Consider the following 23301-nt stretch of genomic DNA (forward strand, 5'->3'; position numbering starts at 1 on the left):
AGGCTTCCGCACGCTGGACCGCGCTGCCGCGTCAGGCGCGCGACGCATCTGGCCACCGTCCGCCGCGGCCGCCGCGGCCTGGCTGCCGCCCGCGCCCGACGCGTCGCCCGCCGCCGCTTCCCCGCCCATCATCTCGCTCAGGAAGCGCTGCACCGGGCCCAGCAGGTTGTCGGTCTCCTCCAGCTTGAAGTAGCGCAAGGGCAGCGTGAGCTTCCGCTTGTCCTCCAGGTAGCGCGCGCCCGCGCGGCGCAGCTCCTTCATGCGGGAGCGCGGGGGGACTAGAGGCTCGACCACCAGCCTGCCGCCCGTCACCGACACCACCTTCACGCCGTGCTCGTTCGCGAACGCCTTGATGCGCGCCCGCTCCATGAGGTTCACCGCCGCGGGCGGCATCTCAGGGCGCTTGGCCTCCAGGTCAGCGCGCAGCGCGTCCACGTCGGCCACGGTGGCCGCGCTCGCGATGCGCCGATACCACAGCACGCGCTCGTCGGCGTCGGGCACGTACTCCTCGGGCAGGTAGGTATGGCCCGGCACGTTCACCGTGATGTCGGAGAGCGCCGGCGGCAGGCCGTCGGCGGCGCCCAGGTCGCCCTCGCGCGTGGCAGCGACCGCCTGGGAGAGCATCTGCGCGAACAAGTCGAAGCCCACGGCGGACATGTTGCCGTGCTGCTCGGCGCCGAGCAGGCTGCCCGCGCCGCGGATCTCCAGGTCGCGCATGGCGATGCGCATGCCGCTGCCGAGGTCGGTGTGCTCGTCGATGGCCGTCAGGCGCGCCATCGCCTCCTCGGTCAGAGGCACGTTGTCGGGGAACATGAAGTACGCGTACGCCTGCGTGGACGAGCGGCCCACGCGCCCCTTGAGCTGGTACATCTGCGCGAGGCCGAGGCGCTGCGAGTCCTCGATGATGAGCGTGTTGGTGTGCGGGTTGTCGATGCCGCTCTCGATGATGGTGGTGGCCACGAGCACGTCGAGCTCGCCCGCCGCGAACTCCTCCATCACGCCCTCGAGCTCCTCGCGCGACATCTGCCCGTGCGCCACGCCCACGCGCGCCTCCTCCGCCGCCGCGCGCACGCGCGCCACCGCGTCGTCGATCGAGCGCACGCGGTTGCTCACGTAGTACACCTGCCCGCCGCGCGCGAGCTCCAGGCGGATGGCCGCGCTCACCACGTCGGGGTCCCACTCCCCCACGTGCACCTTCACGGGGCGCCGCTCGTCAGGCGGCGTGAGGATGAGGCTCATGTCGCGCACGCCCGACAGCGACATCTGCATGGTGCGAGGGATGGGCGTGGCCGACAGCGTGAGCACGTCGATGGTCTCGCGCAAGTTCTTCATCTGCTCCTTGTGCCCCACGCCGAAGCGCTGCTCCTCGTCGATGACCACGAGCCCCAGGTCATGGGGGTTCACGTCGCGCGAGAGCAGGCGGTGCGTGCCCACGAGCACGCTCACCTCGCCCTCGGCGAAGCCCGCGAGCGCCGCGGCCTGCTGCTCGGGCGTGCGGAAGCGCGAGAGCACCTCCACCCTCACGCCGAACGGCTCGAAGCGGTCGCGGAAGTTCGCGAAGTGCTGCTGCGCGAGGATGGTGGTCGGGCACAGCACCATGACCTGCTTGTTGTTCTGCGTGGCCGCGAACGCCGCGCGCAGGGCCACCTCGGTCTTGCCGAACCCCACGTCGCCGCAGATCAGGCGGTCCATCGGGCGGGCGCTCGCCATGTCGGCCTTCACGTCGGCGATGGCGGCGAGCTGGTCGGGCGTCTCCTGGTACGGGAACGCCTCCTCCATCTCGCGCTGCCAGGGCGTGTCCACCGCGAAGCGGAAGCCCTGCGTGGCGGCGCGACGCGCGTAGACGTCCACCAGGTCGAACGCGAGCTTCTTGGTGGCCTTGCGCGCCTTCGCAAGCGCGCGCGACCAGTCGGAGGTGTTGAGGCGGGTGAGGCGGGGGCTCGCGCCCTCGGGGCCCACGTAGCGCGTCACGCGGTCGAGCTGCTCGACCGGCACGAACAGCTTGTCGCCCTGCGCGTACTCGAGCAGCAGGTAGTCGCGCGCCGTGCCGTCGATCTCGCGGCGCACCAGCTCGCGGAAGAACGCCACGCCGTGCGCCGCGTGCACCACGTAGTCGCCCGGCTTGTACGGGAACGTGACCTCGGTGATGTCGACGGTGCGGCGCACGCGCGCGGCGCTCTGGGTGCCCTGCGTGTCGGAGATCGACACGATGGCGAGCTTCGCCTTGGGGATGATCATGCCGAGCGGCACGGCGGCGTCGACCACGTTCACGCACGCCCGCCACAAGCGCCGGCGCGCCACCGCCTTCGCATGCGCGGCGTTGGCAGACGAGCTCGTGACGCTTGGGGCGCTGCCGACGGGAGCAGGCGAGCTGGAGACGTTGGGGGCGCTGCCGACGGGGGCAGAGCTCAGTCGCTCGGACAGTCCTGCTCGCACGGAAGCGCCACCGGCGCTTCCGGCTCGTGCGGAACTCGCTTGGTGAGCACCGCCCCCGTCGGCAGCTTCGCATGTCCCACTGCCCTTGGCGCCCTTGGCGCTTCCGTCGGCACCGCCCCCGCCGACAGCTTCCCCCTCCAGGCTCCCCTCAAGGAGCTCCTGGATCGGCAGGCCGTGATCCACGAACGCGAGCTTCATGTCCTCGCGCGCGCGATAGCCCGGAGCGCTGAACACGCAGGTGTATCCGGCGTCGATGAGGTTGCGCAGCTTCCCGAAGAGCTTGTCGGGGTTCCCCGCCACGTCCACGCGCTTCACCGGCAGCTCCTCGTCGATGCTGCCGCCCACGCGCATGATCGAGACGTAGGTGGCGCGCGTGCCGGTGCCGAAACTCACGCGCGCCGGCTCGGCGAACAGCCCCGCAAGCGCGATGCTCGTCCCCTTCGCCCGCGCGGCGAGGTCATCGTAGAGGTGCTGCGCGTCATCGAAGAGCGAGCGCGGCTCGATGAGCGTGGTGAGCACGCCGGGGCCCGCGAAGTCGCCGAGCGTGGCCGCGCTCTGGTAGAGGTAGGGCATGAGCACGTCGGCGCCGTCGAAGCGCAGGCCGCCGTCGAGCTTCTCGAGCACGTCGCGCAGAACCGGGTTCGTGGGCGCCACCTTCCGCAGGCTGCGGCGGGCGCGGGCGAGCGCCTCAGGGGTGCAGGCGAACTCGCGCACCGGGTAGATCTCAACCGCGTCGAGCATGCCGACGGTCTGCCCCGTCGAGGGCACGATGCGGCGGATCTCGTCGAGCTCGTCACCGAAGAAGTCGAGGCGCACCGGGTACACAAGGTTGCCGGGGAACACGTCGACGGTGCCACCGCGCACGCAGAAGGTGCCCGGGCCGTCGAGCTCGCCGGTGTTCGCGTAGCCGCGCGCCTCGAGCGCGCGCGTCAGGTCGCCGAGCTCGGACAGGCCGGGCGCGCCCATGTCCTCAAGCTCGCACCCCGCCTGCAGCGCCACCGGCATCTCCACGCCCGCGTCAGCCGGCGCCAGGCAGCGCACGAGGGAGCGCGCGCTCGCCACCACCACGCAGGCGCGCCGAGTGCGCAGGGCGTGCGCCGCCGCCATGCGCTGCGCCACCACGCGCGCGTTGGCGGGCTTCGGCGCGAAGGGGTAGTCCGTGCGCTCGGGGAAGCGCAGCACGCGCTCCTCCCCCAGGTAGGACGCCACGTTGCGCGCGAACGCAATCGACGCCTCCTCGCCGGCCACCACCACGAGCGTCGGCTGCGGCTCATGGGCGAAGCGCGCCGCCACCAGAAACGGCCGCGCCGACGACGCCACGCCGAGGGTCGAGTCCTCGCCTGCGTCGAGCTTGCCCCAGAACGCGTCGAGGCAGCCCGCCTTCTCAAGCGCAAACGTCAGGGAGTCTATGAGCATCGGCGGCATCCTTCCACACGCATTCGGGCAGCACGAAAAGCCGCGTCAGGGCGCGGCAGCAGGGTTTTGCCATTGTACTACAAACAGGCGGCCGAGCCAGCATGGCGCGCCGCGCAGCATCGACTGAGCCGCGACATGTCGGCGTCCCGCATGCTTGACTCAGCCACGGCACGCCAACATGCCGCATGCTTGACCCAGCCACGGCACGCCGACGTGCCGCATCCCAACTTCAGCCGAGCCAGCACAGCACGCCGACATCCCGCATCCTGGCGTCAGCCAAGCGGCAGGATGCGCGCGCGGATGCCGCCGCGCAGGTTGGGCAGGCCCTGGGCGGCGTCGACGTTCCACGCGTCATCGGGGAAGAGCAGGCCGTCGCCATGCAGGTTCGCCGCCGAGAGCCCGCCCGCCAGCCCCGGCGCGCGCTCGGGCTTCCACCAGCCGTGAGGGACGCGCAACGTGCCCGCAGGCTGCGCCTCGTCGGGACGCACCATGAGCTCCACGCGCCCGTGCGCCGTCTCCACCGCGCACCACGCGCCCGCCGCGAGGCCCTCGCGCGCCACGTCGGCGGGGTTGACGAGCGCGCAGGGCTCAGGTTCCCGCGCGCGCAGGCTCGGCATCTGGCGCAGGTTCGTGTTGTAGTTCGCCGCCTCGCGCAAGCCCGCGAAGATGACGTAGGGATACAGCCGCCCCGCGCGCTGGCCAACCTCGGGCGCAGCGGCCGCAGCTTCGTCTGCAAATGCGTCATCTGCGGCCCTATCTCCAGCCGCAGCCGCCGACTCGCTTGCAGGCGCAGCGGCTTCGGCCGCCTCGGCGCCTAAGTCGCGCGGCTCCGCGTAGTTTGGCAAGGGGTCGAACCCCAGGTCGCGCAGCACCGAGCTGGCAAGCTCCACCTTGCCCGTCGGCGTGGCGAAGCCCCCGCGCGCGGGCAGCGTGCCGTTCGGGCAGCTGCCGCGCTCCTCGAGCTCGGCGAACGTGAGGCCGAGCGGCGCGAGCCGCCAGTCGTAGAGCTCCCGCTCGTCCCTCCACGGGAACAGCGCGCCTGCGCCCAGCCGGCGCGCCAGCTCGCTCACCACGAAGTACCAGCTTCGGCACTCGCCTGCCGGCACGCGCAGGGCGCTTGACGCCGTGAGCACCGGCGCCACGTCGAACGGCTTCCCCAGCACGTCGCGCTCGGCCCACATATCGCCAGGCAGCACGTAGTCGGCCAGCTGCGCGGTCGGCGTCATCCAATGCTCGAACACCACCACGAGCTCCTGTGCGAGCAGCGCCTCGACGATGCCCTGCTGGTTCGCGTAGCTCATCACCGTGTTGTTCGCCGCGGAGATGAACGCGCGCACCGGGTAGGGGTCGCCCGTGCACATGGCGCGAAACACGCTCGCCGCGTCGGCCGCGCACGACATGGCCATGAGGTCCGGCTCGTAGGGCACGCCCAGCCTCTCGCGCACGCCCGCGTAACGCGCGCTCGCCGCGAACGTGAGCAGCGGATGGGCGTCCGCGCCCAGCTGCTTAGCGCGCTGCCCAGGCGAGATCAGCTCGAAGGCCGCGAGCTCCGAGTTCGTCACGCCGCCGTGCGCAAGAGCTGGCAGCGTCTCGCTTACGCCGACGAAGCCGCAGATCGCACGCAGGATGCATTGAGCCTGGATGAGCGCGGTGGAGTTCACCTGCATGTCAGCCGTGGCACCCCACGGAATGACGGCCGCGCGGGCGCTCGCGTAGACGCGCGCCGTTTCGCGGATGAGGGCGGCGTCAACCCCGCAGACGTCGGCTGCGCGCTCGGGCGTCCAGGGCCGCACGCGGTCGGCGAGCACGGCAAACCCCTCGCATTGCTCTTCGACGAAGCGTTCGTCGAAGAGGCCCTCGGCTATGATCACGTGGATCCACGCCAACACGAGCGCCGCATCGGTTCCGTAGCGGATGCGCAGGTGAAAATCGGCCAGACGCGCCGTGTCGGTCTCGCGGGGGTCGACCACCACGAGCTTCGCCCCACGGCCCAGCGCCGCGCGCAGGCGCAGGTGCTCAGCCGGCCACTTCTCCGGCGATCGGTCCTGCCCGAAGTATACCACGCAATCGGCAACGTCCCAGTTCGCCAGCGTGAAGCCGCCGTACACCGCACGGTGCACCTGCGCGGTGTTGCCCATGCACAGCTGCAGCGCCGTGATGTAGTTCGGCGAGCCGAGCCCGTTCATGAGGCGTCGCGTGATGCCGCCGAAGCCGTGGTTGAGCGGCATCTCCGACACCGCGAGGGCCTCGGGGCCCCACGTGTCGATCACCTGCCGCAGCTTGACGGCTATCTCGTCGAGGGCAACCTCCCATGAGACGCGCTCCCACCGCCCGCTCCCCCGCTCCCCCACGCGGCGCAGCGGATGCGTGATGCGGTCGGGATGCAGGCGATACTCGTCGATCAGGTGGGCTTTCGAGCACAGGGCGGGGAAACCGGGGTCAGCCGGCCTCGCGCGCAGCTGGCCGTCTTCGTCGGCGACGCGCAGCGCGCATCCCCCGTCGCAGAACACGCACGTGCAGAGCTTCTCCCTCATGACGCCCCCGTCCGCTATGCGGCAAGCAGCTCCCGGAGCTGCGGAAAAGCCGCATCCGAAGCTTGGCGCCGCATGAAAATCGAAAGCAAGCAGATGCCTTGATTCTACCATGCTTCAAGTCCGCACCCCAGACGATGTCTCCCCACCTGTCTGCCTGGCGCTCCCAACATCCCCCTTCTCCGCGTCGCAAGCACAACCGCCAACTTCGCACGCGCCCCATTGCCCGCCGCAACGACCTTCAACGCGGCTGAAACTCGATCCCTGGAAGCGCTACGAGTTCGACCGCGACGGGTATGCCGAGGCCAAGACCGCGTTCGTCACCGCGCACACGCGCACGGCGAAAGAGGAGCGCCGCACGCGGCAGTCGCCAGAGAGCGCCATTGTGCGAAACAAGTTCACAAGGCGCGAGAAACACGCGATCTGATACCGTCGCGAGAAAAAACGTTCGGCTCAAACGCGCTCGCCATGCAGAAAACCCCTGATCGGCGTTAGGCTGGGCTTACATTTGAGCTGATTTGCACGCTTGCACGGTATCAGATCGCGCGTTTCTCGCACGTTGCAAAACACTATCGTGCATTTTGCGCTCCGCCATACTACAATCATGTAGATCAAGGAGCCAGTGCAAGTGCGGCCTCGCGCCGCAGCCGCCCAGTCAATGAAAACGCCCACATTGCGCTTTCAGCTTGCAAGATCCTCCTCATAAGGGCGACGAGGAGGCCCCATGCCCACACAAACCTCCAATGTGCACGAGCCCACTATCTGCATAGGGTTCGACACCGCACTTCAGATCCTCAGAGCCGACGGCATGCGATCGCTCGAGAAGGCGTCGAGGGTTCGTCGCGTGCCTTCCTTCCCACCAACCCGAAAAGAGCTTGACGCGCTACGCGACGAGCTGTCGCTTGCCTACCCACACACGGCCCTGACAAAGCCCCTGCACGTCATCGTCGGAGGCGAACGGCGTTTTAAGCCCTCGGAGGACTATCGGCCTCACCAATGCGTCCAGAAGCTCGCAGGCGGGTCCTTCTGCGTATTTGGCAACCGCTGCCTCGTCGCTGCGCCCGAGCTCGCATTCGTCCAAATGGGCACCGTCCTGCCCTTCGAGCAGCTCATCGAGCTCGGATACGAGCTCTGCGGAACTTACTGGCGCAACCGGGTTGACGGAGCCTGCTCCTACCAGCTCAATCCCCTCACGAAAGCAAGCCGCCTCGTCTCCTACGCGCGAGCGAACTCAGCGCTTCCCGGCGCGAGGAAAGCACTGAGGGCGCTTCGATACGTCGTCGACAACTCGGCCTCACCAAGGGAGAGCAAGCTGGCAATCCTGCTGGCCCTACCCTCACGATGCGGGGGCTATGGGCTCTCCGGCTTCAAGATGAACCACACCGTCCAAGCGACCAGGAAAGCGCACGCCATCGCCAGCCGCAACAGCTTTCGATGCGACCTCTGCTGGCCAGCCGAGAAGATCGATGTAGAATATCAAAGCAGGGAGCATCACGAAGGCGAGGACCGCCGCATCAGCGACTCAAGGAGAGCCAACGCTCTTGCCGCCATGGGATGGCGCGTCGTTGGCATCACCAATGACGAGCTTGACAGCTTCACCGCCACTGACGTCATCGCTCGGTCATTGCGCCTGAAACTCGGAAAAGGCAACCGGACCAGCATCAACGACTATACGTTGAGGAAAGCTGAGCTCAGACGCCGACTAGGTATTCCCTACGAGGGAAGCAGACGGTATGTCGCAACATGGGAGGAAACCGCATATGGACGCGTCATCGGACAAGGACGAAAGGCCCGGGATGCACCACACGCCAAAGCAACGTCCCAATCAGGATGACCGAGCAGAGCAGACTGAACAAGCTGAACAGGCAGAGCGGGTTGAACGGGTTGAGCGGATTGAGCGGGCAAGCCAGGCCATTCGGGTTGGACAGACCGAACGCACCGGCTCCGCCAGCCAAGTCGCGCAGACCGGCCCCATCAACTGCGCCGGCTCCGCCAGCCGAGGTGAATCCGCTAACCTGGTCGACTTGAAGCAGATGTCCCTTGAGGAGCTCTGGCGTATGTTCCCCATCGAGCTTGCACCCTACCAGCCCTGCTGGACCACATGGTTCCACCAGGAGAAGGAGCGTGTGCTAAGCTGCATGCCGCACGGCGTCGCCGTGCGGATCAGCCACATCGGCAGCACGGCAGTCGAGGGCATCTGGGCAAAGCCTATCATCGACATGCTCCTGGAGGCTGACCTCGCTGAATTCCCCCGCATCAAGAAAGCGCTCGTCGCAGCAGGCTACCTCGTCATGGCAGAGGGCACGCAGCGCATATCGCTCAACCGAGGGTACACACCGCACGGCTTCGCCAAACGCGTCTTTCACCTCCACCTGAGAGCCTGGAGAGATGACGACGAGATCTGCTTCAGGGACTACCTGAGAGCGCATCCTGACGTCGCACGCGCCTACGAGCAGCTGAAGCTCGACCTCTGGAAGCGCTACGAGTTCGACCGCGACGGGTACACCGAGGCCAAGACCGCGTTCGTCACCGCGCACACGCGCAAGGCGAAGGAGGAGCGCGCCGCCTGCAGCAGTCGTTAGAGGGCGCCATTGTGCGAAACAAGTTCGCAAGGCGCGAGAAACGCGCGATCTGATACCGTCGCGAGAAAAAACGCTCGGCTCAAACGCGCTCGCCATGCAGAAAACCCCTGATCAGCGTTAGTCTGGGCTTACATTTGAGCTGATCTGCACGCTCGCACGGTATCAGATCGCGCGTTTCTCGCACGTTCTTGGCGTAGAATGCGTAAAAGCACCGACGAGACGCGCGTCGCAGCATCAGCACCGCGTCGCCGCATCGGCGCCGCGCCAGAGCCGCGTCGACACCGCGCCGCAAGCACGACGCAGCACGAGCGCGCCGCACATCCCAAGCACCGCCGCAACCGAAGGAGATCCCATGCCACGTGAGACCATGACCGCCAAGCGCGAGCGCGCCGCCAGCATCGAGCGCGTCATGTTCGACTACTACGGCGAAGGGGCCTGTTCGCTCGACTACCTCACGCCGTTCCAGCTCACCGTGGCCGTGGTGCTCTCGGCGCAATGCACCGACGCGGCCGTGAACAAGGTGACGCCCGCGCTGTTCGAGCGCTACCCCACGCCTGCGGCCATGGCGGCCGCCCGCGTCGCCGACGTCGAGGAGATCATCCACTCGCTCGGGTTCTTCCGCTCGAAGGCGAAGAACCTCGTGGCGCTCGCGCAGACGCTGCTCGCCGAGTTCGGCGGCGAGGTGCCCAACGACGTCGACGCGCTGCAGAAGCTGCCCGGCGTCGGCCGCAAGACCGCCAACGTGGTCATGTGCGAGGCGTTCAGGAACCCGCAGGGCATCGCGGTGGACACGCACGTGTTCCGCATCGCGCACCGCCTCGGGTTCGTCACGCGCAACGACGACACCCCGGCGAAGACCGAGGCCAAGCTGCTCAAGATCTACCCCCAGTCCGACTGGCTCTACATCAACCACCAGTGGGTGCATTTCGGGCGCGAGTTCTGCCGCGCGCGCAACCCCCGCTGCGCCGACTGCATCGTCGGTGAGCTGTGCCCGAGCCGCGGCAAGGCATAGACCGCCCGCAACGCGCCAAGCAGCCCCAAGCAGCCCCGAGTGTCCCCGAGACGCCCGCATGTTGGCGCCGTGCTCTGCCTCCCGAGGCGCCTGCAACGCCGGACGCCCCACGCCCCCGGCACCTGCGCGCTCAAGCGCCAGGCGCTACGCCTTGCGCTCGAGCGGGAACCCGCGGCGCGCGAGCTCCGCCACCACCGCGTCCACCAGCAGCGAGAGCGCCTCGTACACGCGCGGCGTGAGGCCCACCACGTACTCCTTCGGGCTCATGTTCTCCACCTGCATCCCCAGGCAGAAGCCCTCGGCCTCGTAGCCCAGAAGCGACGCGGCGTCGAACAGGTCGACGAGCTTCAGGTCGTGCAGCGACTGCATGGCGCCGGCGTGGCGCGCCATGGCGTCGGGCGGGAAGCGGTACACCGTGCCGGGCGCGTCGCCCGTGCCGTCGACGGCGTCCACCGTGAGCACGAGGTCGCACTCGTCAACGTATCCCAGCATGTCGAGCGACATGCAGCCCACGTCGAAGAACCGCACGTTATCGGGCAGCTCGTACTGCTCGAGCACCGCGTCGTAGACCGCCGGCCCTATGCCCTCGTCCAGCATGAGGCGATTCCCCACGCAGAACACCACCGCCTGCTTGCCCCCCATGTGATCACGCCCCCAGCGTCGGGCGAATCGCCAGGTTGTAGTACGTCGCCAGCGCCAGCATGACCGCGCCGGCGATCACGCACCCCACCGCCCACATCTTCTCGCGGCGCAGGTACGTCTCGCGGCTCACGCCCAGGCGCTCGGCGCGGTGCGCGGCGAAGGGCTGCCCCACGATGGCGAACACCACCGTGCCCGCCACCAGCGAGATGAACACCACGAGCGCGAGCGCGATCGACAGCACCGAGGGGTTGGCGTACGCCGCGTAGAACGAGTTGTCGGCGAACAGCCAGATGGGGTAGAACAGGATGGACACCCATATGCCATGCGCCGGCCCCCAGATGGGCGGCAGGAAGAACGCGCCCACGTTGAAGCGCGGAAGCCCCTTGAGGAACTTCTCCTCCTCTTTGATTTGCTCGTCCGTCAATGCCATGCGAATGCTCCTTGCTCTGCGTTTGCCCCCACTCTACCGTAAAAGGCACGCGCGCCGCCCGCAACACGACTCGCCGAGCCAACCCGCCGACAAGCGGAGCCGTCGCGCAACGCGCCGCCCGACACGCCTCCTAGCGCCCGACACGCCCCTTGCAGCCCACGCCCCTTGCAACACGCAACGACAAAAGGAGGCGCCCCGCAGTCGCGGGGCGCCTCCGTCCACACATGCTGTGCGCGATGCGCGTCTAGTGCTTGATGTTGTCCTCGCCGACGATGTTGTGCGCGTCGGGATCGTACACCAGGCCGCCATGCTCCTTGTGGATGAACATGAGAGCCGTGGGCGCGAAGCCCTCGACGTTGGCCAGGTACACGTGGATGAACATGAACACGATGAACACGTACATCAGGAAGTAGTGGATGATGCGCACGCTCATGAGGCCGCCCAGGAACGTGGTGGTCGCCCACATGGCGCCAAGGTTCATGGTGGGAGCCCACAGGCACAGGCCCGTCCAGAACATCAGAACGATCAGGAGCGGGATGAGCAGGTAGCTGAGCTTCTGCGGCACGCCGAGCTTCGCTCCGAGCGGATGGGTCTTGCGCAGGAACAGGTAGTACTTGACCCACTCGAGCGCCTGATGGCGGTTGTCCTTCTGCGGCAGCCAGGTCTTGTAGTCCTTGACCTGCTTGCGGGTGCCGCCCGTGGGGGAGGTCTTCACGAAGAAGGCCGCGATCACGCGGAACATGCAGTTCAGGAACAGCACGAAGCCGAAGAACACGTGCATGCCGCGCGCGACGCCCATGAACAGGGGCCAGAACGGGAAATGGATGCTGAAGCCGGTGACGATGAGCACGATCATGGCGATCAGGTTGATCCAGTGGGTCACCACGAACAGCAGCGGATGGGCTTCACGGTAATGTGCGAGATGTGCCATCTTACTTCACCCCCCAAGGGCTCGTAACCGTCTCGAAGGACTTGCCCGTGGCAGGCTCGGTCACGTGAACGGCGCAAGCGGTGCAGGGGTCGAACGAGTGCACGGTGCGCAGCGCGTTGATGGGCTTCTCGACGTCCTCGACCGGGATGCCGATGAGCGCCTGCTCCAGCGGGCCGTGTACGCCGTCCGCGTTCATGGGAGCGAGGTTCCACGTGGACGGGATGATGATCTGGTAGCCCTCGATCTTGCCGTCCTTGACCTTCTCGGAATGGTAGAGCGCGCCACGCGGGGCCTCCCAGAAGCCCGTGCCCTCGCCCGTGATGGTCTGGGACTTGCGGAAGTACTCGGAGTCGCCCGACTTGACGGCCTCCATGAGCTCGACGACCCACTCCTTCATGAGGGTGGCGACGTAGAGCGTCTCGACCTGGCGAATGGCGGTACGGCCGAGCGTGGACTGAGCCGCGGACAGCGGAGCCGCGCCGGGCAGGCCGAGCGCCGCGCCGAGCTTGACCAGGAACTCGTCCACGTGCTTGACGATGAACGGGACCTTGCGCTGGTAAGCCGCGAGGATGCGGGCCAAGCTGCCGGCCTCCATGGGCTTGCCGTCGTAAGCGGGGCACTTCACCCAGGAGTAGCGGTCCTCCACGTTGTACTCGGTGAACTCCGGCTCGGTGGTGAAGTACGGCGACGTGAAGGTGTCGGAGCCCTTGTACCACGAGTGGCCCATGAACTCGGTGATGAGGCTCTCCTCGACGTCGGAGACCTTCAGGTTCTCGTCGAGGACGGCCATGGGCATGTAGCGGTTCTTCATCTGCTCGATGTAGTCGTCGCCGTACGGCCAGCCCTGGCCCTCGAAGACGCCCCAAGCGATGTAGCGGCCGCAGCCCTTGCCCCAGTTCAGACCATCCTGGTAGGCCGGAGCCAGCGCCAGGGTGTCCTGGATCATGGTGGTGGAGACCCAGTTGTAGATCTCGTCGACCATGGCCTTGAGGTCATCGAGCTTCTGCTCGGTGGGCACGAACGCCGTGCCGCCCGGGATGATGGTCATGACGTGGGGCATCTTGCCGCCGAGCAGCGCAGCCACCTCAGAGGAGCGCGCCTGCATCTTGAGCGCCTCAAGGTAGTGCGCGGTGCAGACCAGGTCGAGCTCGGGGGTGAGCTTGTAGGCGGTGCCCTCGTCGGCGTCGAACCAGTTGCCCGAGAAGATGGACAGCTGCCCGTTCGCGGCGAACTTGGTGAGCTTCTCCTTCAGCGCCACGAAGTCGGTGTTCGTGGAGGTGATGGCCTCGCCCTCGTTGGTGTTGTAGTACGTGGCCGCCAGGTCGTACACGTCGGCGACGTTGGCGTTCAGCGCGTTGAGGGGGTTCACGTAGTCGAGCGCAGCGAGGTTGTAGAACCACAGGATGTTGCTGTGCAGGAACTGCGCGCCCTCGATGAGGTTGCGGATGATGCGCGCGTTGTTGGAAATGGTGATGCCGTAGGACTTCTCAGCCGCGATGGTCGACGCATGCGAATGAGAGACCGGGCAAACGCCGCAGATGCGCTGGACGATCTGGGCGGCGTCCTCGGGCGTACGGCCCTCGACGACCATCTCCATGCCGCGGAAGCAGCCTCCAGACACCCACGCGTCGGAGACCTTGCCGTTGGTCACTTCCATTTCCACGCGCAGATGGCCCTCGATACGGGTAATCGGGTCAATAACAGAACGTGTCATATAGGCTCACCTCCTAGTTTTCTTCTGCGTCAGCCGAATCGGCGGACTCGTCGGCAGCGATCTTGCCGCGAACCGGGCGCGCGTGGCCGGCGTTGGCCTCGTACAGCGCGTCGTCGTCGAGGATAGGACCGCCCTTCTCAGCGTCGGCGTAGGTGCCGATCGACTGCTCGGGATGCGCCTTGTCCCACTTGCGGATGGTCTCGAAGTCCGCGCCGCCGTCCATGCGGCCGGTCTTCTTCATGCCGAAGCCGTGCACCACGAGCGCCGCAGCCACCAGGCCGGTGACGGCGAGCGCGACGGTGCCGGGCTGGAACACCAGGCCGCCCACGCGCAGGTCGCGATGGCGCTTGTAGAACGGCGTGTTGACCTCGACCCAGTTCTGGCCGGGGTTGTTCGGGTTGGCCTCGCAGCAGCCGATGCAGGGAGAGCCAGCCTGCACGCACCAGGAGCGGCGGTTGTTCCACATGACCACGCCGCAGTTGGACTTGGTCTGGGGACCGCGGCAGCCCAGCGGGTAGAGGCAGTAGCCCTTGGCCTCTTCCTCGCTGCCGAACTCGTAGACGAACTCGCCGTTCTCGAAGTGGCCGCGACGCTCGCAGTTGTCATGGAGCGACTGGCCGAACATGCCCTCGGGCATGTTGAAGCTGTTGAGCTTGATGAGGCTCGGGTCCTTCAGCAGCACGACGTCAACGAGCACCGCCATGAGCCACTCGGGGTTGACCGGGCAGCCCGGGATGTTGATGACCGGGGTGGTGATGCCGACCTTCTGCAGGTACTGCTGGACGCCCAGGGCGCCCGCCGGGTTCGGATGGGCTGCCATCCAGCCGCCGTTGACGGCGCAGGAGCCGATGGCGACCACCGCGTTGGCGTGCTCGGCGGCCTCCTCGAGCGCCACGTTGCCGGTCTCGCCCGCAACGCGCAGCGTGTTGTAGTCGAAGCCCTCCAGCACACCGCCCTCGTACACGAGAATGTAGTCGCCGGCTGCGATGGTCTGGGCCTTGGCCTCCTCCATCGAGTGGCCCGCAGCTGCCGACAGCGTCTCCGAGTAGTTCAGGGAGATCATGTCGAGCACGATCGTCGCCGGGTCAGGGGACTCGATCTGGGCAAAGGATTCCGTGCAGCCCGTGCAGGATGCACCCTCAATCCAAATGACCGGATACAGGTCGCCCTTCGTAGCGCCGATCACAGACTTCTCAAGCGCCTGAGCAACGCGCGGCGTGGCGAGCTGCGAGAGACCCGCAGCGGCCGCGACGGCACCGCAGAGCTTCATGAAGCTACGACGGGTGACACCGCGAGATGACAGAATGCTATCGAACTCTGAAATCGTGGCCTGATTTTCCATGTGTACACCTCCTCTAGGTGTCCTCGTCCTTTACATGCGGGAGTCATTTTCCACATATTTGAAGGTCTTGTGAACGCCAAACCACAAAAAAGCATCGGAGAAGCCGCCAATGGCATCAAAATGTTACGAGCCTCTCCTTGCGTAACATATCCGCAGGAAAACGAGGGGAAACGCCGCACGCCGCAACACCGCTTGTGCACGGCATGCGCGGCGCTCAAACGCGTGCGCCTCCGGCCCGCCCGAGCGCAGATCAACGCAAGTCATGCGCCCACGTGAGCGCATGAGCGCTATCATATGCAGTTGGCGCTTCCGCGCCCGGCGCGTCGCGCGCACGGCATCGCGACGGCCCGCCAAGGAAGCATCGCGCGCCGCGCTCGTTTCGGCGCGGCGCGCATACGCATACACGAACGCAAAGGAAGCCAACCTGTCATGAGCAGCATCGACCGCACCATCGCATTCCTCGGCCCCGTCGGCACCTACACGCACGAGGCGGCCCGCTCGTTTGCCGAGCGCCTGGGGTTCGAAAGCCCCGACCTGCTGGAGTGCGCGTCGTTTGACGAGGTGTTCGACTGCGTCGACCGCGGGCGCGCGGCGTTCGGCGTGGTGGGCAAGGAGAACTCGCTCGAGGGGTCCGTCACGGCCACGCTCGACAACTTCGCGTTCCGCAGCTCGGCGGTCATCCTCGCCGAGAAGGTGGTCGACATCCACCACTGCCTCGTGGTGCACCCCGACGCGAAGCTCGAGGACATCCGCACGGTGGCCTCGCACCCCCAGGGGCTCGCGCAGTGCCGCCGCTACCTCAACGAGAGGCTGCCCGGCCGCTCCACGCTCACCGTGTCCTCCACGGCCGAGAGCGCGCGCCTGGCCGCGGGCGACGTGAGCATCGCCGGCATCGCCAACGAGCTCGCAGCCGAGCTGCACGGCGCGCGGGTGGCGAAGATGGGGATCGAGGACCACTTCGGCAACCAGACCTGCTTCGCGCTCATCGGGCGCCCCGGCAGCGCGCCGCAGCTTGCCGGCGAGCGCTACAAGACCACGCTCGCGCTGTTCCTCCAGGCCGACAAGGCCGGCACGCTCAACATGATCCTGTCGGAGTTCGCCTACGCGAACATCAACCTGTCGATGATCCAGTCGCGCCCCACCAAGCAGCAGCTCGGCGACTACATGTTCTTCGTGGAGTTCGAGGGATCCGTGAACGACATCGCCGTGCAGACCGCCCTGAACTGCCTGAGGCTGAAGCTGCGCGAAGTGAAGGTGCTCGGAAGCTACCCGGTGGAGTAGGTTACGCGTTCGGCGGCGGCTGGGCAGGTGTCCGGGCGGACGGAGGGGCAGAGCCTAGTCGCTCGGACAGTCCTCGCTTTGTGAAACAGCCCGCTGGGCTGTTTCAGTCGCTGCGGAACTCGCTTGGTAGGCACCGCCCCTTCGTCCGCCCTGCCGCTTGCCGCTAGATGATCCCCAGGTGCTCGAGGAGGATCTTCGCTCCTATCAGGACGAGCACGACGCCGCCGGCGATGGTGGCGGGCTTCTCGAAGCGGCTGCCGAACTGGTTGCCGATGGCCACGCCCGCAAACGACAGCGCGAACGTGGTGACGCCGATGAGCGCCGCCGCGGCGACGATGTTCACGCCCAGAAACGCGAACGTGATCCCCACCGCCAGCGCATCGATGCTCGTGGCGACGGCGAGCATGACGAGCTCGCGCAGGTCGAGCTTGGGGTCAGCCGGGCACTCCTGCGCCTCGTCGTCCTCATGGAACGCGTCCCACAGCATCTTGCCGCCGATGAAGGCGAGCAGGGCGAAGGCGATCCAGTGGTCGACCGGCGTGATGAGCGCGGCGAACTGCGTGCCCAGAGCCCAGCCGACAACCGGCATGAGCCCCTGGAAGCCCCCGAAGAACAGCGCGATCACGAACGCGTGCCTCCAGTTGACGCGCTTCATGCACAGGCCCTTGCAGACCGACACCGCGAACGCGTCCATCGACAGCCCCACAGCGATCATGAGAAGCTCGACGAAGCCCATCTCTCTCCCCTCTGAAACCCCTACGGAACCAAGACGTCGCCGGCGCGCTTGAAGAAGCCCTCCGACAGAAGGTCGTCCACGATCGAGGCGAACGTCGCCTCGTCGACGCCGTCGCGCCCGGACGCGCGCTCCGCCGCGTCGAGCTCAGCGTGAACCTCCTGCGCGCGCACGCCCGCATCGGCGTCAGCCGCGAGCACGCGCCGCACGATCCAGGAGCGCTTCTGCCGCCGCGACCCCTCGAACGCCGACTGGCGCGTGTAGTGCGCGCTCTTGCGCGTGGGGTTCGCCCCCGTCGCCTTCAGGTGCGCGCCGTAGTCCAGAAGCGCGTAGTACCAGCCGCGCGGGCCGAAGAGGGCGTCTGGGGAGGCGCCGTCGGGAAGCGCGCCGTCGGGCGCGGGCGGGCACGTTGCCTCCACGAGCGGGACGAGCGTGCGGTCGGACACCTTCTCGTCATGCGGGAACAGGTCGTGCAGGAAGACCGCGCGCACGTTCGTCTCCAGGTACACGCCCGGCAGCTGCCAGGCGAACGCGCGCACGCCGGCCGCCGTGGCGGGGCCGATGCCCGGCAGCGCCACGAGCTCCTCGTAGGCGCGCGGCAGATGCCCGGCGTAGCGCGCCGCGCACGTCTCAGCTGCCTTCTTCAGAGCGAGCGCCCGGCGATTGTACCCGAGGCCCTGCCACCGCTCGAGCACGTCGGAGGTGCTCGCCGCGGCCAGCGCGTCGATCGTGGGGAACGCGCCGAGAAAGCGGCGCCAGAACTTCTCCACGCGCGCCACCTGCGTCTGCTGCAGCATCACCTCGGACACGAGCACCGCGTACGCGTCGTCGAGGTGCCGCCACGGCAGCTCGCGGTAGTGCGCCTCGCCCATCGCGCGCACGCGCTCCACGAACTCGGCGCGCGGCAGGCCGCCCTCAGGCCACGCGACCTCACGCATGCGCGGGCGCCTCCGCCGCCTCGGATGCCCCAGACGGGCCCGCTTCAGCAGCGGCCTCTTCGCCAGCTTCACCCGCTTCGGCAGCGGCCTCTTCGCCGGCTTCGTCCGCCCCAGACGCCGCCTCGGGCAAGCCCTCCCCTTCCGCGAGCCCTGCCGCCACGGCCTCGCCGAACAGGTCGGCCAGCGTGATGTCGCTGAAGTAGCCCTCGAGCAGGCGGTCGGCGCCGCACCACACGCGGTGATAGGCGCATGAGCTGCTGCGCGGGCAGTACGCGGGGTCCTCCGAGCACGGCGAGATGGCCACCGTGCCCTCGACGGCCCGCAGCACGTCGAGCACCGTGACCTCCTCGAGCGGGCGCGCCATCGACACGCCGCCGCGCGCGCCGCGCACCGTGCGCAAGAAGCCCGCCTTCACCAGGTCATGCTGGATGCTGCGCGCGAACGCGTAGGGGATGTCCTCCGACTCGGCGATCTCGGCGACCGAGATGCGCCCCTGGCCCGTGCACACGGCCCGCAGCATGCGGCATGCGTAGTCGCACCGACGCGTGATGTCCACCGCGCACCTCCCCTATTCGCCCCGAAGGAGGTCGTCGATGTGGGAGAGGTCGGCGCGGAAGTCGCGGATGACCGCCTCCTCGAGCTCGTGGTACTCGGTCGAGTCGAGCGGCTGGTAGGCTGCCAGCTTGTCGAAGAGGTTGTCGCGCGTGACCGGCTGGTAGCGGCGCATCATGAGCCCCGTCTTGTAGGCGTCCTCGAGCGCCTCGCGCGCGGCCATGTACATGTCGAAGCGCGGCATGTTGGCCGACAGGCGCACCAGGTCGGCGCGGTTGACGCCGCGCATGGACGGGTGCTCGCGCGCGATGTCCATCCAGATGTCGATGCGCTCCTCGGGCGTGGGGTAGTCGATGTCCACGAGCGTCAGCGGCTCGAGCAGCTCGAGGAAGAAGCCGTCTATCTCGGAGCTTGTCGCCGACGTGGCCAGCACGTACACGTCCGGGTTGTCGACCGCCCAGCGGATGAGGCTCACGGCCTCGCGCGCGCCGCGCGTGAGCTGCGCCATGAGGAAGTTGCCCGACTCCTCGCTCATCTCGGCGATGGGCGAGCTCCACAGGTCGAGGTCCTCGAGCAGAAGGACGCCGCCGGACGTGAACGCGTCGCGCAGCGTGCTGATCTTCACCGCCTTGTTGGCCTGCACCGTCACGCACAGAACCGGCATGCCCTGCAGGCTCTCCTCCATGTGCATGCGCAGCGTGGGCAGCTCGAGCTCGCCGAGCGTGGCCTCCGCGAAGCGGTTGGCGTCCTCGCGCGCCGGCGAGCGGAACAGCATGGTGTCGAGCGCCGGCATGCGGTCGAGGCCGTGCCGCGCGTTCATGAGCCCCACGAACCTCTGGAACTCCGCGTCATCCTGCAGGCCGATGCCGAAGTCGCGCATGACCTGGATGGTCGAGTCGTAGCCGGCGAGGTTGTCGTAGGAAAGCACGCGCTCCTCCGCGCCGAGCTTGGCGCTGAGCTCCTCGGCGGCCTTCGCCAGAAACTCGGCGGGCGACTCGGAGGGCTCGGAAGCGGAAGCGGCGGCCTCGGACGCCGCGAGCGCGCGGCCGGGCTCAGGGGCGGGAGCAGCCGCGGAGACGTCGGGAGCAGCGGAGCCTTCAACAGCCGCAGAAGCCGCGGGCACGCCAGCCGCAGGCTCCGCGGGCTCCGCGGGCACGCCAAGGGCAGCCTGCCCCTGCTCGCTCGCCGCGCCAGGCTCCTCGGCAGCCGCCTGCTCGCCCGGCACGTCGAGCATGAGCCCGGACGCGGGGATCTTGTGGCTCAGGATGTGGTCGATCTTCACCACGTGCGCATCAAGGCCCAGGAAGTCCTCGGTGATCATCTGCGCCATGTCCTCGAGCTCGGTGCGCGAGAGCCCGTACTCCTCGAGCTTGTCGAGCGCGAGGTTCTGCAGCTCGCTCGAGCACACGGCCACCTCGTCAGGCGTGAGGTAGGGCTCCATGCGCTCGAAGATGTACTCGGCGAGCGAGCGCTCCTTGTGCGAGCAGGCCAGCGCCCACGCCTTCTTCAGCCCGAACACCGCGTCCTCCGAGGGCGCGTCGCTCTCATGCGCCGCCTCCTCGAACGCCGCCATGTACAGGTGCATGCCCAAGACCGCGTCCCCGTCGGAGACCGCCGTCATGGCGCGCTTGAGGTACTCGGCGGCCTGCCCGCGTGAGCCGTCGTCGCGACTTGAGGTGTTGGCTTCGAAGTTCTCCAACACGATCCCACCTTCCTTGCCTTGTGCGGACGCCCAGAGCATGCGCCCACGTCATGTGTCATAGCGCATTTTAGCCGACAACAAGCGGCCAATCAGCCCAAACATCCCCACCTGCGCCCAAGCGCGACGGAAACATCATATTTTGCGACCAAAAGAATATCATTTGAGGAAGGGGCGAGAAGGGAACGCCGCGCGATGGATCGCCCGTCGTCGAAGCCCCGCAAGGCGAGTGCCTGCCGCCGCCAACTCACCTACGCTCGCGCAGCTTGGTCACCCCTAGACGCATCTGAGCCCAACGGCGACGGGAGACCCAAAGATGGCATGTAGCATATGTTCCGTCGAAAGGAGCGCCGTGAAGATAACGATCAGCGAGCAGACGGGTGCGAGCGGCATTGAAGTCACGATCGTCTGCGAGAAGGCGAATCGGCAAGTTCTCGACATCGCCGCCAGGCTGCGCATGCTTGACCGCAAAGTCACCGTTCGCCCTGCAACGACCTGCGGGACTTCTAGGACTATTCCGGTGCCAGCCTAGGTTCTCGTAGAGCCGCGAGCAATGAAAGAGGATCACGCCAAGTGGCACAGTAATGCAAGTCATGCTGACGTTAAGCGCCACGCATGGCATTAGGCGTGATCCTCTGACGCATCAACAAGGGAGTCTGCTCATTCTTTCGAGCATAGCACCCTCCACTTCGCCGTCATTTAGGGTGTATTCGATTATTTCGCCATCAGCGCTGCCAGTCCAACAACTAAGCCCATGTGAAAAATCGGATAGCTCGCTCGCGGAACTGAACGAATTAACAAAGTTCGCGACTTCGTTGATGAGTTCAATTTCTTCTGTGTTGAAAGGCTGCGTACTATGCTGAAGAGGAACGAGTATCTCTCCCCAACCGCATTCTCTAAACCCAATTATCCCGCGATCAACAAGAATGAATCGAACCTCGTCTTTTCGATCCATCACGGGACCGAAGGTGGCATGCGCGTAGCTAAGCCCAGTCAAGGAACAGCTATACCGCTCATAACAAATCATGTCGACAAAGAACAACGCCTTCTGGAGTTTTGTCCAGTATAGGTCGCGACATCTGCTCGTTAGTTCGTAAATGAGTGCAGCAACTCTGTCCAGATTGAGCCTACGATAGCCATTCGCAGCAGAAGGCTCATCAGCTTCCCTGTCTTCTAGAGCAAGATGATGGCGAGATTGCTCTGTGGTACCATCGGCCATGGTCTGTAAGCGCTGTTCAATTCTGGCGATCGACCTGCTGTTTAGCTTCTGTCTGTTTTGCGTAAGAAGTAGCCGAGCACCGTGTATAGTCTTAGCGCTCAACATGGTAGTGTTGTGAGACTGGTCGGGTATGTCGCCGTGCTCGTAACGATAGGTGGTCTGCTCTCCAAACCCAAGAAACCTACTAAATTCTCTCAGGGATAGTCCATACGAAATTCTAAGTGACTTCACCTCGTCAGGTGAAAGAATTCCGTGACGAGTGCGATAGACGCTATAAGCCCGCTCGAGATTTACACCTTCAATACGCGCATCACCAATAATCTCGCCACAAATCGGACAGACAGCAACAGTCTCGGAATAGCTTACCTGCTCTCCACGTACGAAGAGCGTTGTCGGTCGATTGAGAAAGTGGGCGTGAACTTCCGTGTCACACTCGGGGCAGTAGATGTTCACCAACTCAGTCATCATCATCTCTTCTTTCAACATAGGCTTTTACGGATAAACACTTCGCCCGCTCAACGTCAACGCGAATCGACATCTTTAAGTAGAGCAACTCCCCACGATAGATCGGCGAGAACTCAGCAACGGTCCACTTGTCAGCAAAACGAGGATCTCTGTCAGCTTCTGGGCCATCGAAGCAATCCTCGGGCTTCAGGGAAAGGATTACGTCTGTGAGCATGTCCATTGACATACCTCTGCTTGCCAGGAACCGTTTGCTCACCTCCCGATCCACTAAAACGAAAGAGTTCTTTTCCACGTATTGTTTAAGCTGACGAAGGAAGAGTTCAATAAGCGCTGTAGGTTTCATAATCCTCCTTCACTCTATATTTGTCATTATATGATGACACTATCTGAGGCACAACAGCTGATCTGAAACTAATGTCCCCATCGTGTCCTATTTGAGTTCAGAGACTCATCATATCGGGCTCGCTGATCTATACGGGGCTATATGCGCAATTGATTACGCTTGCGCTATCCATTTCAGCAGTTAGGCAGGTCAAACGCTTAACGAGCTTCTCGAAACACGTTGCATTGAAAGCAAGAACGGGACAATAGGCTGTCCCCTTTGTCCCGTTCGAGCTCGCGCCATGCGTCAGAGCAGGCGCACGATCCCTACCGTCACGATCCCGACGGCTGCGCCGACGCACCCGCCGAGCAGGAGCTTCCTCATGACGCTCACGCCCAGCCGCTCGGGGACGCGCCGCGCCTTGATCTCGTCGAGGGAGGCTCCGCTGCAGAACGCCTTGATCTCGCGGTAGGTTTGAACCTCGTACTTCTTCTTGTCGTGGTCTACGAGGAACGCGAAGTACAGCGACAGCGCGTACACGAGCGCGCCCGCCGCGAGGGCGAGCCAGTTCTCCTGTGCGAACGCCACGACCGCTATAACGAGGGACGCCACGAGGAGCGTCCCGTACAGTGCCGCGTTCTTCTTGAACGCCCTCACGTCCTCCTCTGCGATTCTTGCGTCAATCATGGGCAGGTCTCCTTTCACGAGCGCGTCAATGGAGGTCCCGAAGAGCCCGGCGATGAGGCTCAGGCTCTGCACGTCCGGATAGGACTTGCCGTTCTCCCAGCTGGAGATCGTCTGGCGGCTCACGAACGCCTTCCCGGCGAGCTCCTCCTGCGACATCCCCGACTCCGTGCGCAGGTTCCTGATGGTCTTGCCGACTTCCATGCGGCCCTCCTTCCATGCCTTGCGGATCCCACCCTAAAGGGCTTTTCCGTCATCGTCCGCCAAATGGGCTTGCACGGGGCCGAGCACGTTGTCAAAACCCCTTTACATCGTGCTTTCTTCCTCTTCCCATGTCATCTTCCGCTAAGTCGGACGGAGCATCATCAGGAT

19 protein-coding genes are annotated in these 23301 nt (G+C 65.9%); 5 read left to right on the forward strand and 14 right to left on the reverse strand.

Annotated elements, in window-relative coordinates:
- Positions 1-3852 (reverse strand): transcription-repair coupling factor (gene mfd, locus HRL41_RS12125; RefSeq protein ID WP_253904770.1); only part of this gene is annotated, 3852 nt, incomplete at its 3' end.
- 272 nt (positions 3853-4124) lie between these two features.
- Positions 4125-6386: a molybdopterin-dependent oxidoreductase gene (locus HRL41_RS07315; RefSeq protein WP_172136200.1), complete on the reverse strand. Its 2262-nt coding sequence runs from the start codon at positions 6384-6386 to the stop codon at positions 4125-4127.
- A gap of 721 nt (positions 6387-7107) precedes the next feature.
- Between HRL41_RS07315 and HRL41_RS11975 the strand changes: the two genes are divergently transcribed.
- From HRL41_RS11975 to nth, 3 genes are all read left to right on the forward strand, one after another.
- Entirely contained in the window at positions 7108-8217 is a 1110-nt protein-coding gene (locus tag HRL41_RS11975; protein WP_216662577.1) for a DUF559 domain-containing protein, read from the forward strand.
- 223 nt (positions 8218-8440) lie between these two features.
- Positions 8441-8965, forward strand: a complete 525-nt coding sequence (locus HRL41_RS07325) for a GrpB family protein (RefSeq protein WP_216662578.1) — start codon at positions 8441-8443, stop codon at positions 8963-8965.
- 352 nt (positions 8966-9317) lie between these two features.
- Positions 9318-9977 (forward strand): endonuclease III, encoded by a 660-nt coding sequence (gene nth, locus HRL41_RS07330; protein WP_172136202.1) that lies wholly within the window; start codon positions 9318-9320, stop codon positions 9975-9977.
- A 144-nt stretch (positions 9978-10121) separates the two neighbouring features.
- On the opposite strand, the gene HRL41_RS07335 is transcribed toward nth, so the two are convergent.
- From HRL41_RS07335 to HRL41_RS07355, 5 genes are all read right to left on the reverse strand, one after another.
- Positions 10122-10619 carry a hydrogenase maturation protease gene (locus HRL41_RS07335; protein ID WP_172136203.1) on the reverse strand — a complete coding sequence of 166 codons (498 nt, stop codon included), beginning with the start codon at positions 10617-10619 and terminating at the stop codon, positions 10122-10124.
- A 4-nt stretch (positions 10620-10623) separates the two neighbouring features.
- Positions 10624-11049, reverse strand: coding sequence for a viscotoxin-A3 (locus HRL41_RS07340; RefSeq protein ID WP_172136204.1), 426 nt, complete (start codon positions 11047-11049; stop codon positions 10624-10626).
- Positions 11050-11293: 244 nt separating this feature from the next.
- Positions 11294-11980 carry a cytochrome b/b6 domain-containing protein gene (locus HRL41_RS07345; RefSeq protein ID WP_172136205.1) on the reverse strand — a complete coding sequence of 229 codons (687 nt, stop codon included), beginning with the start codon at positions 11978-11980 and terminating at the stop codon, positions 11294-11296.
- A gap of 1 nt (position 11981) precedes the next feature.
- Positions 11982-13694 (reverse strand): nickel-dependent hydrogenase large subunit, encoded by a 1713-nt coding sequence (locus HRL41_RS07350; RefSeq protein WP_172136206.1) that lies wholly within the window; start codon positions 13692-13694, stop codon positions 11982-11984.
- A 13-nt stretch (positions 13695-13707) separates the two neighbouring features.
- On the reverse strand, positions 13708-15036 hold the full coding sequence (locus HRL41_RS07355) for a hydrogenase small subunit (RefSeq protein ID WP_165170925.1): 1329 nt from the start codon (positions 15034-15036) through the stop codon (positions 13708-13710).
- A 429-nt stretch (positions 15037-15465) separates the two neighbouring features.
- Between HRL41_RS07355 and pheA the strand changes: the two genes are divergently transcribed.
- Positions 15466-16317 (forward strand): prephenate dehydratase, encoded by an 852-nt coding sequence (pheA, locus tag HRL41_RS07360; protein ID WP_165170924.1) that lies wholly within the window; start codon positions 15466-15468, stop codon positions 16315-16317.
- Between the two features lie 163 nt (positions 16318-16480).
- On the opposite strand, the gene HRL41_RS07365 is transcribed toward pheA, so the two are convergent.
- Genes HRL41_RS07365 through HRL41_RS07380 form a run of 4 tightly spaced genes read right to left on the reverse strand, consistent with a single transcriptional unit; the run spans position 16481 to position 20242 of the window.
- Positions 16481-17053, reverse strand: coding sequence for a manganese efflux pump MntP family protein (locus HRL41_RS07365; RefSeq protein WP_172136207.1), 573 nt, complete (start codon positions 17051-17053; stop codon positions 16481-16483).
- A gap of 20 nt (positions 17054-17073) precedes the next feature.
- Positions 17074-17988 carry an adenine glycosylase gene (locus HRL41_RS07370; RefSeq protein WP_172136208.1) on the reverse strand — a complete coding sequence of 305 codons (915 nt, stop codon included), beginning with the start codon at positions 17986-17988 and terminating at the stop codon, positions 17074-17076.
- Entirely contained in the window at positions 17981-18544 is a 564-nt protein-coding gene (locus HRL41_RS07375; RefSeq protein WP_172136209.1) for an Rrf2 family transcriptional regulator, read from the reverse strand. Before HRL41_RS07375 ends, HRL41_RS07370 begins: the two co-directional genes overlap by 8 nt.
- Before the next feature lie 12 nt (positions 18545-18556).
- Positions 18557-20242 carry a ribonucleotide reductase subunit alpha gene (locus tag HRL41_RS07380; protein ID WP_172136210.1) on the reverse strand — a complete coding sequence of 562 codons (1686 nt, stop codon included), beginning with the start codon at positions 20240-20242 and terminating at the stop codon, positions 18557-18559.
- Between the two features lie 349 nt (positions 20243-20591).
- On the opposite strand from HRL41_RS07380, the gene HRL41_RS07385 reads away from it, so the two are divergent.
- Entirely contained in the window at positions 20592-20771 is a 180-nt protein-coding gene (locus tag HRL41_RS07385; protein WP_216662579.1) for a hypothetical protein, read from the forward strand.
- Positions 20772-20882: 111 nt separating this feature from the next.
- Here the strand turns inward: HRL41_RS07385 and HRL41_RS07390 are convergent, their stop codons facing one another.
- From HRL41_RS07390 to HRL41_RS07400, 3 genes are all read right to left on the reverse strand, one after another.
- Positions 20883-21923, reverse strand: a complete 1041-nt coding sequence (locus HRL41_RS07390) for a type II TA system antitoxin MqsA family protein (RefSeq protein WP_172136211.1) — start codon at positions 21921-21923, stop codon at positions 20883-20885.
- Positions 21916-22266 carry a hypothetical protein gene (locus tag HRL41_RS07395; protein WP_172136212.1) on the reverse strand — a complete coding sequence of 117 codons (351 nt, stop codon included), beginning with the start codon at positions 22264-22266 and terminating at the stop codon, positions 21916-21918. Before HRL41_RS07395 ends, HRL41_RS07390 begins: the two co-directional genes overlap by 8 nt.
- Before the next feature lie 285 nt (positions 22267-22551).
- Positions 22552-23133, reverse strand: coding sequence for a helix-turn-helix domain-containing protein (locus tag HRL41_RS07400; protein WP_172136213.1), 582 nt, complete (start codon positions 23131-23133; stop codon positions 22552-22554).
- Positions 23134-23301 lie beyond the last annotated feature (168 nt).

It is taken from the genome of Adlercreutzia sp. ZJ473 (genome assembly GCF_013185065.1).
Classification (GTDB): Bacteria; Actinomycetota; Coriobacteriia; order Coriobacteriales; family Eggerthellaceae; genus CAAEEV01.

Bases quoted from the DNA above. Each gene is read 5' to 3' on its own strand.
- HRL41_RS07365 (WP_172136207.1), bottom strand. From the start codon at position 17,053: ATGGGCTTCGTCGAGCTTCTCATGATCGCTGTGGGGCTGTCGATGGAC.
- HRL41_RS07355 (WP_165170925.1), bottom strand. From the start codon at position 15,036: ATGGAAAATCAGGCCACGATTTCAGAGTTCGATAGCATTCTGTCATCT.
- HRL41_RS07325 (WP_216662578.1), top strand. From the start codon at position 8,441: ATGTTCCCCATCGAGCTTGCACCCTACCAGCCCTGCTGGACCACATGG.
- HRL41_RS07390 (WP_172136211.1), bottom strand. From the start codon at position 21,923: ATGACTGAGTTGGTGAACATCTACTGCCCCGAGTGTGACACGGAAGTT.
- HRL41_RS07395 (WP_172136212.1), bottom strand. From the start codon at position 22,266: ATGAAACCTACAGCGCTTATTGAACTCTTCCTTCGTCAGCTTAAACAA.
- nth (WP_172136202.1), top strand. From the start codon at position 9,318: ATGCCACGTGAGACCATGACCGCCAAGCGCGAGCGCGCCGCCAGCATC.
- HRL41_RS07335 (WP_172136203.1), bottom strand. From the start codon at position 10,619: ATGGGGGGCAAGCAGGCGGTGGTGTTCTGCGTGGGGAATCGCCTCATG.
- HRL41_RS07315 (WP_172136200.1), bottom strand. From the start codon at position 6,386: ATGAGGGAGAAGCTCTGCACGTGCGTGTTCTGCGACGGGGGATGCGCG.
- HRL41_RS11975 (WP_216662577.1), top strand. From the start codon at position 7,108: ATGCCCACACAAACCTCCAATGTGCACGAGCCCACTATCTGCATAGGG.
- pheA (WP_165170924.1), top strand. From the start codon at position 15,466: ATGAGCAGCATCGACCGCACCATCGCATTCCTCGGCCCCGTCGGCACC.
- HRL41_RS07370 (WP_172136208.1), bottom strand. From the start codon at position 17,988: ATGCGTGAGGTCGCGTGGCCTGAGGGCGGCCTGCCGCGCGCCGAGTTC.
- HRL41_RS07400 (WP_172136213.1), bottom strand. From the start codon at position 23,133: ATGGAAGTCGGCAAGACCATCAGGAACCTGCGCACGGAGTCGGGGATG.
- HRL41_RS07350 (WP_172136206.1), bottom strand. From the start codon at position 13,694: ATGACACGTTCTGTTATTGACCCGATTACCCGTATCGAGGGCCATCTG.
- HRL41_RS07345 (WP_172136205.1), bottom strand. From the start codon at position 11,980: ATGGCACATCTCGCACATTACCGTGAAGCCCATCCGCTGCTGTTCGTG.
- HRL41_RS07340 (WP_172136204.1), bottom strand. From the start codon at position 11,049: ATGGCATTGACGGACGAGCAAATCAAAGAGGAGGAGAAGTTCCTCAAG.